Below are 11,546 nucleotides of genomic sequence, written 5' to 3'. Positions count from 1 at the left end.
GCGGAGGATACTGGCGCCCATGAACGTTCGCCTGCTGCGCGCCGTCGGCGCCGCGACCGCCGCGTACGGGGTGGCGGTCGCGGCGCGCCCCGGTCTGCTGGGTGTCCCCTCAGGGCTGGGCAACGGGGAGCCGGTACGCGTCGCCCTGCGCCCGGTGGGTCTGCGCGACGCCGCCAGCGGTGCGGCGCTACTGCTGGCCCCGCGCGGCCCGGCGCTCGTGACTGCCGCCGCCGTACGTATCGCCTCGGACATGGGGGACGCCGCACTGCTCGGCCGCACCCTCCCCAGCCGCTCCAAGCGCCGGAAGGCCGTCGCCGTATCGGTGGGCTGGGGCGCGCTCTCTGTGGCCGGTCTCCTGTGGCCCGAACGCAGGGACCCCGGCGCGTGACCGACACCCCCTCCATACCCGGCGGCGAACCCCCCTGCATGACACCCGAGCTGCTGCACGCCCCCACTCCCCCGCAGATCCTGCTCGCCGCCGGTACCCCGCTGGACGACGAGGCGTTCGCCGCCGCCGTCCGTGGCCTCCCCACCGCGCCCGCCGCCCTCCGCGACGGTGAAGACCTGGGCCGCTGGGTCACCCGCCACCGCGCCGCGCTCGACGCCTGGCGGACGATGTGGCGTGACATCCTGCGTGCCCACCCCCAGCGGCACCGCACCGTCCTCGCCCTCACCGACGGGACGCCCGCCCGCCCCGTCGTCCGCGACCTGCTCCTCGGCGACCTCCCCTGGGGCGTCGCGCCGGAGCTGCTGGCCGAGCTGGCCGCCGAGGACCTCGCCCGCTTCGACGGCGCCCTGCTCGCCGCCCGCGTCTGCCGCCTGCTCTGCGCCGGGCGGACGCCGGGGGACGTACGGGCCGAGGTCGCCGGGGAGCTGGACGCGCTGCCGCCGGACGCCCGTTCCGCCGCCGAGGCCTGGCTCGGCACGCTCGGCGCGGCCCCCGAGCGCGGCGTCAACGCGGCGGCGGACTGGGCCGTACGCGCCGCCACCGGCCGGTGGCGGGCCCTGCTCGACCCGGCCGCGACGGCGGGCGACCGCCCGTGGCGGGCGGCACCGGCGGACGTACGGGCGCTGGCGGAACGGTTCGCCGCCGTCGCGGCCCGCGCCCTGGACACGTGGCAGCCCCCGCCGGGACGCGGCGGGAAACCACGGCCCGACTGGCTGCGCGCCCACCCGCCGCTCCCGCCCGGCACCTGACCACGGCGTATGGACCGGTCGGCCCGGCGCGCTTTGGCCCTGTCCGCCGGGCCATGGCCGCGCCAGGCTGGGAGGACCTTGATCCTCGGAGGTTCCCCCTTGAGTACCGCGTTCCTGCTGACCACCCTCGCCATGGTGGTCACCCCCGGCACCGGAGTGGTGTACACCCTGGCCGCCGGACTGTCCCACGGCCGCTGGGCGAGCGTCGCTGCCGCGCTCGGCTGCACCCTCGGCATCGTGCCGCACCTGCTGGCGACGGTAACCGGCCTCGCCGCGCTGCTGCACACCAGCGCCGTCGCCTACGACGCGGTGAAGTACCTCGGTGTCGGCTATCTGCTGTACATGGCGTGGGCGACGCTGCGCGACAAGGAGTCGCTGTCGGCCGAGGGGGCGGCGGCCGCGCCGCGGTCGGCGGCCCGCGTGATCGTCTCGGCGGTGCTGATCAACCTCCTCAACCCGAAGCTCACGCTCTTCTTCGTCGCGTTCCTCCCCCAGTTCGTGCCCGCGGGGGAGTCCGGCTCCGTCGGCGCGCTGCTGCGGCTCGGCGCCGTCTTCATGGCGCTGACGTTCGTCGTCTTCGCCGCGTACGGGATGGGCGCCGCCGCCGTGCGGCACCGCGTGCTGGCCAGGCCGCGGGTGCTGACCGGGATCCGCCGCGGGTTCGCCGCGTCGTTCGTGGGCCTGAGCGCGTGGCTGGCGGTGGCGTGATGCGCTTCCGGCACGCGGACGCGATCCGCTCCGACCACCCCGAACTGACCGCCGGCGCGCTGTGGGCCACCGCCGTGGACGCCGCCGACGACGTCGGCCCGCGCGTCGCCGCGTACACGGCACGCGCCACGGCCCGGCTGGCCGCCGCGACCGAGGGCGAGTTCCCCGAAGTGCTGGCCTGGCGGCGGGCGTTCTCCCGGATGGGGCTCAAGCCGACGCAGTACCGCTGCGCCTCCGAGTCGCTGCTGCGGCGGCTGCGGAAGACGGGGGAGCTGCCGCGCATCCACCCGGTGGTCGATCTGTGCAACGCGGTCTCGGTCGCCTACGCGGTGCCGGTGGCCGTCCTCGACGTGGACCGCATCACCTGGCCGCTGCTTGAGGTGCGCCACGCGCGGGGCGACGAGCGGTACACGACCTTCGGCGGCGACACCGAGCACCCGCAGCCGGGCGAGGTGACCTTCGCCGACTCCGGCGGCCGGGCGCACGCCCGCCGCTGGACCAACCGGCAGAGCGGCCACTCGGCGGTCGGGGCGCACACCCGCCGCGTCCTGGTGGTGACGGAGGCCATGCACGACGGCGGGGCGGACGTCGTGCCCGAGCTGCTGAAGACGCTGGCCGGGGAGCTGTCCGCGCACTGGCCGACCAGCCCCACAGCGGCCGTACTCACCGCGGCCGACCCGGAGTTCGCCTTCGACGCGTGAGTGCCGGGCACCGGGCGCGGGGGCGAAAGGAGTTGGAGCCCGCCTCCTCGTCCGGTTAGCCTGAGCCGCATGTGCCCTTGTCAGATCTACGGCTGAACGGACCGGCGCGGCCCCGCCGCCGCCCCACCCCCGCGCCCGAACGCCCCCGTCCCACGGGGTGCCGGTGCGCGCGGTCCGTCCTGCACGCACACGATCCGACAAGCGAGTCACCATGCCACGCACCACCACCGCACGCCGCCGCGCCCACATCGCGATGGGCGGCGTCCCGGCCGTCAGCCACACCCTCCCCAGCCTCGAAGTCATCCGTGAACTGGTCGCGCGCGGCCACCGGGTGACGTACGCGAACGACCCCCGCGTCGCCGACCTGATCGCCCCCACCGGCGCCGACCTGGTCACCTACACCTCCACCCTCCCCGTCGACGACCACGACTGGCCGAACGACCCGATCGCCGCCATGGACGTCTTCCTGGACGACGGCATCCAGGCGCTCCCGCAGCTCCGCGCGTTCTACGACCGCGATCCGGCCGACCTCTACCTCTACGACATCGGCCTCCTGGCCACCCGCGCCCTCGCCGAGTCCCAGGGCCGCCCCGACCTCCAGCTGTCGCCGACCTACGTCGCGTGGGACGGCTACGAGGAGGAGGTCGGCGCGCACCTGTGGAGCCTGCCGGGGGCGGACGCGTTCCACGCCAAATACGCGCGCTGGCTCGCCGGGAGCGGCGCGGTCACGACGGACGTGGACGCGTTCATGGGCCGCCCCGCGCGGGGCCTCGCGCTGATCCCGCGCGCCATGCAGCCGAACGCGGAGCGCGTGGACGAGGCGCGGACCACGTTCGTCGGCCCCTGCTTCGGGCCGCGCGCCGACCAGGGCGGGTGGACGCGCCCGGCCGGGGACGCGAAGGTGCTGCTCGTCTCGCTCGGGACGGCGTTCACGCGGCGGCCGGAGTTCTACCGGCAGTGCGTGGCGGCGTTCGGCGGGCTGCCCGGCTGGCACGTCGTGCTCCAGATCGGCAGGCACACCGACCCGGCAGAACTCGGCGGCCTGCCGTCGAACGTCGAGGTGCACCCCTGGGTGCCGCAGCTCGCGATCCTGGAGCAGGCCGACGCGTTCGTCACGCACGCCGGGATGGGCGGCAGCAGCGAGGGACTGTACGCGGGGGTGCCGATGATCGCGGTGCCGCAGGCCGTCGACCAGTTCACCAACGCCGACCGGCTCGTCGAACTCGGCGTGGCCCGCCGCCTCGACACCGCCGACGCCACGGCCGGCGCGCTGCGCGGGGCGCTCCTCGCGCTGACCGGTGACCCCGAAGTGGCGCGCCGCTCCGCCGGGTTGCGCGCGGCGGCGCGGGCCGAGGGCGGCACGGCGCGGGCGGCCGACCTGATCGAGGCGATGCTCCCCGGCGGCCAGGGCCCGGCGCGCGGCTGACCGAAACCGGACGCCGCGGGCCGGTGCGGCCTTGCCGCCGCGCGGGCCGCTCAGGACCATGAGCGGCATGCGTGGTGGACTGACCGACCGGCTCGTGGCGCGCCCCCTGCGGAACGAGGGCGGCGGGGCCTCGCGCCGCGCCACCGCCCGGCTGTGCCGCAGCGTCCGCCGCCCCCGGCCGCCCGCCGCCCGGCTCGCGGCGGGCGTACGGCTGCTGGTGCGGGCGCGCGACGATCGGCTCACGCGGCCGCTGCGCGCCGCGCTGGAGGCGGCGTGCGCCGATCCGGCGGTGCTGACGTTCGTGCTCGGGCGGCTGGCGCAGGCGGTCGAGGGGCCGTGGCACGACGACAGGGACGGTGCGCTGACGCCGGACCTGCTCGCGTTCCTCGCCGGACCGGCGCCCGGCGGGGGCTTACGGCTCACCGCGTACGCCGGGGCGCGCGGGCGGGGGCTGCTGGCGTGGTTCGTGGCGGCGGTGTGCGGCGCGGACGACGAGGAGGTGCGCGCGGCGGGCGTACGGCTGCTGGGCGGCTGCGGGCATCCGGCGCTGCTGCGGCTGCTTGAGGGCGAGTTCGTCCGCCACGCGGACGCGGAGCTGCGGGGCGCGTCGCCGTACGGCTCGACCGGGCCGCTGTGGGACACGGAAGGGCGCCCGTCGCCGCTGACCCGCGCGTGCCTGGCCAACCCCGGGCTGCCGCTCGAACCGGTGGACGGCGGCGGGTTCAGCGTGCACTCGACGCGTTCGGGCGTGCTGCTGGCCGTGCTGAAGGGGCGGCTCGACCTGGTGCCCGACTACGTGCGGGCGCGGGGCGCGTCCGGCACGGTGGGCGCGCTGCTCGGCGGGACGCGGCTGGCGGCGCCGGTCGCGTTCACGGGCGGCTGCCGCGTGGCGCTGCGGGCGCTGCCCGCCGGGGCGGGGCGGGAGGAGCTGTGCCGCGTCGCGGCGACCGGGCGGGACCCGGCGGCGCTGGCGGCGGTGCGCGAGGCGGGGGTGTGCTGGGGCGGGAGCCGGGCGGCGTTCCTCTATCTCACGGAGCAGTGGGCGGGTTACGACGCGGCCGATCCGGACGGCGGTCTGCTGCGCGCGTTCTGCGCCGGGGAGGCGCGGGGCGGGGGCGGGGCGTACCGGGCGCGCGTACGGGAGCTGGCGCGGCTGACCGGGCGCGCGGACCCATGGCCCGCGCCGGTACCACCGGTGCCACCCCAACGCCGCCGCCACCCCGCCCCCCAGGCGGAACGCCCGGAGGGGCTGCTCGGCGGGCGCTGACGCGGGACGGCCGGCGGTGTACGCGACGACAGGCGAGCCGGGCCGTCAGGCCGTGGCCGGATGTGCCGGGGTGAGGGTGTGGACGTGCAGCAGCGCGTCGAACCACTCGCGCAGCGACGCCCCGTCCGCGATCAGCGGCGCCGCCGGGTCCGGGCCGACGATCCGTACGCGCGCGGGCCCCGCGAGCCACGCCCGTACCGCCTCCGGCAGGCCGTCCGCCGCCCGCAGGCCGAGCAGGTACGCGTCCGCCCCCACCGCGCCGAGGACCGCCTCCGCCAGCCCGTCGCCCGGCGGGCCGAGCACCTCCGGCACCCGCCCGTGGTGGTACGTCAGGCCCACCGACACGTACGCCTCCCCCAGCCGCTCCCGCAGCAGGCTGCCGGCGGTGCGGCGCCCATCCATCGGCGCGGCGGCCGTGTGCGCGTAGCCGCCCCAGTGCACGATCCGGTCGCCCGTCTCCCCATGCCACCGTGTCACGTCGTCGGCCATCCCCCGTTCGACGCCCTCCGTCCACTCCCCCACGCGCACGAACCGCACCGGGTCGTCCGGATGCCGCGCGTTGTACCCGCGCAGCCACCGCAGCACGCCGACGATCTCAGCCGTCCGCCAGAACGGCCGCGCCCCCGCGACCAGTTCCCCCGGCTCGCCCCCGCCGCCCGCCACGTACGCCGCCAGCCCCGTACGCACCGGGTCGTCGCCCTCAAGCAGCAGCGCGCGGAAACCCTCCTCCTCCACCAGCAGCCGCAGCGCCCGGTGGGCGGCCACGGACGGCTCGCGCGCCGCGCGGACCGCCGTGCCGAGCGCCACCACCGACGCGCCCCGCGCGAGACGCCCCAGCGGGCGGAGGTCGTCCGCCGGGGCGTCGGGGTGCGTCACGTCCACAGGGCGCGCCGCGCTGTCCAGCCAGTCCTGCACGGTTGTCGTCATGGGAGGCTCCTCGCCACTCGCGGTACGCCGAGCGTTCTCCTTCAACCGCTCTTGAGGTCAAGGCACGACGACGCCCGGCCGTCCCCCGTACGGCCGGGCATCGTTCGGTCCGGCGCGCGTGCACCGGTGTCACGCGGCGACGGCGCGCGCCGGGCGGGCCATCCGCGCGCCGGCGCGCAGCACCGGCCGCCCCAGGGCGAAGCCCGCCGCGATCAGCACCGCGCCGAGGGCCGCCGCCATGTTCGCCGTGTCCTGCGAGTGGACGGGGATGAACGCGTACCACTGCGTGCCGTCCGCGTCGTGGATCGGCTCCCACACCCCGGCGGCCAGCACGAAGCCGAAGACGCCGTGGACGATCATGGCGAAAGGCAGGAGCAGCGTGGCGGCGACGGCGGTCATGTCGACGGCCAGCCACCGCAGGTGCCGCACGGGGAGCCACGAGCCGCCGGACGCCGGCGGGGCGACGGCGGCCCGCCCCGACCGCTCGGCGAGTCCGGCGCGCCAGGCGGCGTACCGGTCGAGGAGCCGTACGAGGCGCGGCGTCGTCCACAGCCCGATGCCGACGGGGGTCAGCGCGACCGACGTCACGGTCAGGCTGAACAGCACGGGCGAGGCCACCACCGCCACCACGCCGGTGCCGAACCCACGGAACGGGGCGAGCAGCGTGTCCCGTGCGGTCGTCGTGTCGGGCGTCGTGTCGGGCGTCATGTCAGGCCGTCCTCTCGGTCCGCCGTGCCGGGCGACCACCGCCCGTCCGGCATGTGTCCCACTCTCCCCGCGCCGGGCCCGGGGGACAGCGGTCCTGGGCGGCGTTCCGGGGGTGTACCCACCACCACCCCGGGGGTCGCCCTCCGTCCCGGCGGGCGGGTGCCCAGACGGCTGGGGGCGGGCGGCGCCGATTCCTAGCGTTGCCGGCATGACATCAACGCACCGCACACGGCCGGGTATCGCCGTACGCCTCGGTGGCTGGAGCACCTGCCACCGGAAGACCGCCATCATCGGGTGGCTGCTGTTCGTCGTGGTCGCCGTCGTCGCCGGGTCCGCCGCGGGGACGCGGAACCTGACGGGCGCCGAGTTCGGCACCGGCGACTCCGGCCGCGCGGCGCGCATCCTGGAGGACGCGGGGATCGAGGAGCCCGCGGGCGAGATGGTCATGCTGCGGGCCGACGGCGCCGACGGCTGGCGCGCGGCGGCCGGTGAGCTGGCGGACGCGCTGGAGGCGACGGGCGAGACGGCCGCGGTACAGGAGCCGGTCGCGTCGGAGGACGGGCGCGAGGGGCTGCTGACGTACCAGATCGCGGGCGACCCTGAGACGGTCACGGACCGCGCGGGCCCGCTGCTCGACGCGGTGGCGGAGGCGCGCGACGCGCACCCGGAGCTGGAGTTCCACTCCTTCGGCGAGGCGACGGCGGGGACGCATCTGGAGGAGATGCTGTCGAACGACCTGCGCACCGCCGAGTTCACGGCCGTGCCGCTCGCGCTGGGCATCCTGCTGGTCGTCTTCGGCGCGCTGGTCGCGGCGCTGCTGCCGGTCTTCCTCGCGCTCACGGCGTGCGTCGGCACGTTCGGGCTGCTCGCGCTGGCGAGCCAGCGGGTGCCGATCGACGACAGCACCAGCTCGGTGATGTTCCTCGTCGGCCTCGCGGTGGGCGTCGACTACTGCCTCTTCTACCTGCGCCGGGAGCGCGACGAGCGCGCGGCGGGGCGTGACGCGGGGACGGCGCTGCGGATCGCGGCGGCCACGAGCGGGCGGGCCGTGCTGGTGTCGGGCGTCACGGTGCTGCTGGCGATGTCGGGGATGTTCCTGTCGGGGCTGAGCCTGTTCCACGGATTCGCGGTCGCGACGATCCTGGTCGTGGTGATGGCGATGCTCGGGTCGGTCACGGTGCTGCCCGCGACGCTGTCGTGGCTCGGGGACCGGGTGAACCGCGGGCGGCTGCCGTTCTTCGGCCGCGGGCGGCGCGGGGGCGGGCTGTCCGGGCGGGTGATGCGGCCGGTGCTGGCGCGGCCCGGCCTGTTCGCGGTGGCGGCGGGCGCGGTGCTGCTGGCGCTGTGCGCGCCCGCCCTCGGGATGCGGACCGAACAGCTGGGTCTGGAGAAGCAGTTCGGCTCCGACTCCGAGCTGACCATCGCCTACCGCGAGATCACCGGCGTCTTCCCTGGCGGCCCCGAGCCGGCCGAGGTCGTGGTGCGCGCCGACGACGTGACGTCGCCCGCCTTCGAGGACGCGGTGGCCGCGTTCGAGCGGGAGGTCGCGGACGCCGGGGAGTTCGGCGAGCGCGTGACGGTGGACACGTACGCGGACGCGGGCGTCGTACGGATCGCGGTGCCGCTGGCGGGGAACGGGACGGACGACGCCTCGCACGCCGCGCTCGACACGCTGCGGGACATCGTGCCCGGGACGCTCGGCACGCAGGGCGAGGCGCTGGTCTCCGGCGACCTGGCCGAATCGCTCGACTTCACCGACCAGTTGGGGCAGGACATGCTGCCCGTCCTGCTGTTCATCACGACGGTGACGTTCCTGCTGATGCTGGTGTGCTTCCGCTCGCTGCCCGTCGCGCTGGTCTCGGTGCTGCTCAACCTGCTGTCCGTCGGCGCCGCGTACGGCACGATGACGGCCGTCTTCCAGCACGGCTGGGGCGCCGAGGCGCTCGGCACCGAGAAGGCCGGCGCGATCGAGGCGTGGATGCCGCTGTTCGTCCTGGTCATCCTCTTCGGGCTGTCCATGGACTACCACGTGTTCGTCGTGTCCCGCATCCGCGAGGCGCACGGGCGCGGGCTGTCGGCGCGCGAGGCGGTGCGGGACGGCATACGGGCGACGGCGGGTCCTGTCACGGGCGCGGCGGCCATCATGGTGGCGGTGTTCTCGGTGTTCGCGCTGCTGCGGATGCAGGACATGCAGCAGATGGGCGTCGGGCTCGCGGTGGCCGTGCTGGTGGACGCGACGCTCGTGCGGATGGTGCTGCTGCCCGCGCTGCTGGCGCTGCTGGGCGAGCGCGCCTGGTACCTGCCGCGGGGGCTGCGGTGGCTGCCCCGGGTCGACCACGGGGAGGGCGCGGGCGCGGCGGAGGCGGACGTCCCGCGGGTCCAGCGCGTTCCGGAGCCGTCGCACCGCTGAACGGCGGCTCAGGGGACGGGCTCGGGCGCGCGGTAACGGGCGCTGTCCCGGTGCCAGTCCCACGCCCCCCGCACCGCGCCCGTGACGCGCGTCCCGAGCAGCCGCCCCTGGCGGCCCGCGCGGGACAGCGCGTCACGGGCGCGCAGGAGGTCCACGACCCGGGCGGTCGTCATGCGCTCCACCTCGGCGAGCGCCTCGGGCCAGCTCCCGCCGTCCCTGGCGCGGACGAGGACGGCGAGGTTGCCCGTCTCCCCGGCGGCGATGTCGCGCGGCAGGGAGTGCACGTCGTTCGTCCACGCCATGACGTCGCTGGCCGCCGCGACCGCCGTACGGGCCGCGCCGCAGCCGACGAGCGCGGCGGGGAACGTCTGCCGCTCCACGTACTCCACCAGGTCGAAGACGGGGTACGCGCCGAACGACCTGCGGCGCCACCCCACGTACTCCGCGACGCCTGGCACGGGGACCGCCCCGAGCCGCACGCCCGCCTGCCACCGGTAGCCCGCGACGCACTCCCGCAGGTGGCGCGCGAAACGATTCCGCCACTCCTGGGGCGCGTCCCCGGCCGTGACGGGCCACAGCTCGCGCACCAGGGTCTCGTGGAACGGGCGCGGCACCCCGCGCGGGAGCCGCGCGGCGGTGTCGAACCAGTCGTCGAGCGTCAGCAGCCACACGTACCAGCGCGCCAGTACGGCCATCTCGGCGTAGCCGGCCGTGCGGTAGTAGCTGGTGGCCAGCGTGACGACCCGGGAGGCCGCCAGCCTGTCCGCCCCGCCGTCCGGCACCAGGCCGCGCGCGGCGGCCCACGCGTACGCCTGGTCCTCCAGTTCGTCCGAGCGCGGGTGGAGCGGCTGCGGGCGGATGGGCATCAACAAAATCGATTCGCCTTTCGTGATGTGATGACTTGTCAGAAGCTGACGGGCAGGGATTCGAGCCGCCGCGTGCGGTGCGACGGGCGCCACCTCAGCTCGGCGGGCGGCACGGCCGTCTCCAGCTTGGGCGCGCGCCGCAGCAGCGTGGACAGGGCGATTCCGGCCTGCACGCGGGCCAGCGGGATGCCCAGGCACAGGTGGATGCCCCGGCCGAACGACAGGTGGCCCTGGCCGCCCTGGTCGAGGTCGAGCCGGTCGCCCTGGGGGAAGCGGCGCTCGTCGCGGTTGGCGGAGGCGAGGGAGAGGATCACCGAGTCCCCGGCCGCGATCGGGACGCCCCCCAGCTCCATGTCCTCGGTGGCGAAGCGCCGGATGGCCAGGGGCAGGGGGCCGTCGAAGCGCAGCAGCTCCTCGACAGCGGCGGGCAGCAACTGGGGCTCGGCGAGCAGCCGTTCCCAGTGCATGCGGGGGTTGAGGAGGGCGAGGACGCCGTTGCCGATGAAGCTGGCCGTCGTCTCGTGCCCGGCGGCCAGGACGATGAACGTCACACTGATCAGCTCGTCCTCGGTCAGTCTGCCCTCCTCGTCCCGCGCCTCGATCAGCGCTGTCAGCAGGTCGTCGCCCGGCCGTCGCCGCTTCGCGGCGATGACGCGCCGCAGCTGCTCGACGGCCTGTGCTATCGCCGCGCGTGCCGCGCCCGGACAGCCGGGGATCAGCAGGGAGTTGGTCCACTCCGCGACCTCGGCGGATTCCTCGCGGGGGAGGCCGAGCATGTCGCTGATCACGCGCAGGGGGAGCGGCAGGGCGAGGTCCGCCATCAGATCGGCGCGGCCTGTGGGGGCGACGGCGTCGAACAGCTCCTCCGCGTGGGCCCGCACGGCGGGGCGCAGGGACTCGGCGGAGCGGCGGGTGAAGGCGTGGGAGACCAGGCGGCGCAGCCGGGTGTGGTCGGACCCGTCGAGATGCAGCAGATCGTTGCGCAGCGCGGGCGGGAGGGGGAGTCCGCGGTAGCCGCAGCCGTTGCTGCGGTCCGCGTTGGTCGAGAGCCGGGGGTCCTGCAACGCGGCGCGTACGTCCGCGTAATGCGTCACCAGCCAGGCCGGCGCACCGTCCGGTCCTGTGACGTGGTGCACGGAGCCGCCGGCCCGCAGCCGGGCGTACGGCCCGTACGGATCTGCGAAAAATGTCTCATCCATGTGCACGCTACGTAGCGTACAGGCGTACTTACATTCCGCGACAGGGTGACTGAGGAAACCTTTCCTTAGCCCTCCCGCATGTGTTATAAGGCCCGGCGCCCCGCTCGCCCGGAGTGCGGGGCGTGCGGTGGTGCGCC

The 11,546-nt window shown here is 75.9% G+C and carries 11 protein-coding genes; 7 read left to right on the top strand and 4 right to left on the bottom strand.

The window, feature by feature from the left end:
• The first annotated feature begins 19 nt into the window (after nt 1-19).
• From ACL02R_RS23635 to ACL02R_RS23610, 6 genes are all read left to right on the top strand, one after another.
• Nucleotides 20-388 carry a hypothetical protein gene (locus ACL02R_RS23635; RefSeq protein WP_412798987.1) on the top strand — a complete coding sequence of 123 codons (369 nt, stop codon included), beginning with the start codon at nt 20-22 and terminating at the stop codon, nt 386-388.
• A complete protein-coding gene (locus tag ACL02R_RS23630) occupies nt 385-1,197 on the top strand; it encodes a hypothetical protein (RefSeq protein ID WP_412798986.1) in 813 nt (270 codons plus the stop codon). The genes ACL02R_RS23635 and ACL02R_RS23630 overlap by 4 nt, the downstream gene beginning before the upstream one ends.
• Nucleotides 1,198-1,296: 99 nt before the next feature.
• The gene (locus ACL02R_RS23625; protein ID WP_412798985.1) at nt 1,297-1,905 is read left to right on the top strand and encodes a LysE family translocator; all 609 of its coding nucleotides are present in this window, start codon (nt 1,297-1,299) and stop codon (nt 1,903-1,905) included.
• Nucleotides 1,905-2,606, top strand: a complete 702-nt coding sequence (locus ACL02R_RS23620) for a B3/4 domain-containing protein (protein WP_412798984.1) — start codon at nt 1,905-1,907, stop codon at nt 2,604-2,606. The genes ACL02R_RS23625 and ACL02R_RS23620 overlap by 1 nt, the downstream gene beginning before the upstream one ends.
• A gap of 211 nt (nt 2,607-2,817) precedes the next feature.
• Nucleotides 2,818-4,032, top strand: coding sequence for a macrolide family glycosyltransferase (locus ACL02R_RS23615; RefSeq protein ID WP_412798983.1), 1,215 nt, complete (start codon nt 2,818-2,820; stop codon nt 4,030-4,032).
• 67 nt (nt 4,033-4,099) lie between these two features.
• Nucleotides 4,100-5,299, top strand: a complete 1,200-nt coding sequence (locus ACL02R_RS23610; RefSeq protein WP_412798982.1) for a hypothetical protein — start codon at nt 4,100-4,102, stop codon at nt 5,297-5,299.
• 45 nt (nt 5,300-5,344) lie between these two features.
• Here ACL02R_RS23610 and ACL02R_RS23605 read toward each other — a convergent pair whose 3' ends face one another.
• Both ACL02R_RS23605 and ACL02R_RS23600 read right to left on the bottom strand, forming a co-directional pair.
• Nucleotides 5,345-6,226 (bottom strand): erythromycin esterase family protein, encoded by an 882-nt coding sequence (locus ACL02R_RS23605; protein ID WP_412798981.1) that lies wholly within the window; start codon nt 6,224-6,226, stop codon nt 5,345-5,347.
• Nucleotides 6,227-6,355: 129 nt separating this feature from the next.
• Nucleotides 6,356-6,934, bottom strand: coding sequence for a hypothetical protein (locus ACL02R_RS23600; protein WP_412798980.1), 579 nt, complete (start codon nt 6,932-6,934; stop codon nt 6,356-6,358).
• A gap of 208 nt (nt 6,935-7,142) precedes the next feature.
• On the opposite strand from ACL02R_RS23600, the gene ACL02R_RS23595 reads away from it, so the two are divergent.
• Entirely contained in the window at nt 7,143-9,344 is a 2,202-nt protein-coding gene (locus ACL02R_RS23595) for an MMPL family transporter (protein WP_412798979.1), read from the top strand.
• Nucleotides 9,345-9,352: 8 nt separating this feature from the next.
• Here ACL02R_RS23595 and ACL02R_RS23590 read toward each other — a convergent pair whose 3' ends face one another.
• Together ACL02R_RS23590 and ACL02R_RS23585 are read right to left on the bottom strand one after the other, a co-directional pair.
• Nucleotides 9,353-10,210 carry a terpene synthase family protein gene (locus ACL02R_RS23590; protein WP_412798978.1) on the bottom strand — a complete coding sequence of 286 codons (858 nt, stop codon included), beginning with the start codon at nt 10,208-10,210 and terminating at the stop codon, nt 9,353-9,355.
• Nucleotides 10,211-10,248: 38 nt separating this feature from the next.
• Nucleotides 10,249-11,409, bottom strand: a complete 1,161-nt coding sequence (locus ACL02R_RS23585; protein ID WP_412798977.1) for a cytochrome P450 family protein — start codon at nt 11,407-11,409, stop codon at nt 10,249-10,251.
• Nucleotides 11,410-11,546 lie beyond the last annotated feature (137 nt).

Source organism: Streptomyces sp. MS19, from assembly GCF_047200595.1.
Lineage (GTDB): Bacteria > Actinomycetota > Actinomycetes > Streptomycetales > Streptomycetaceae > Streptomyces.
The sequence above is the reverse complement of the archived record's forward strand: the minus strand, read 5'-3'. Positions and strand labels throughout refer to the sequence as shown.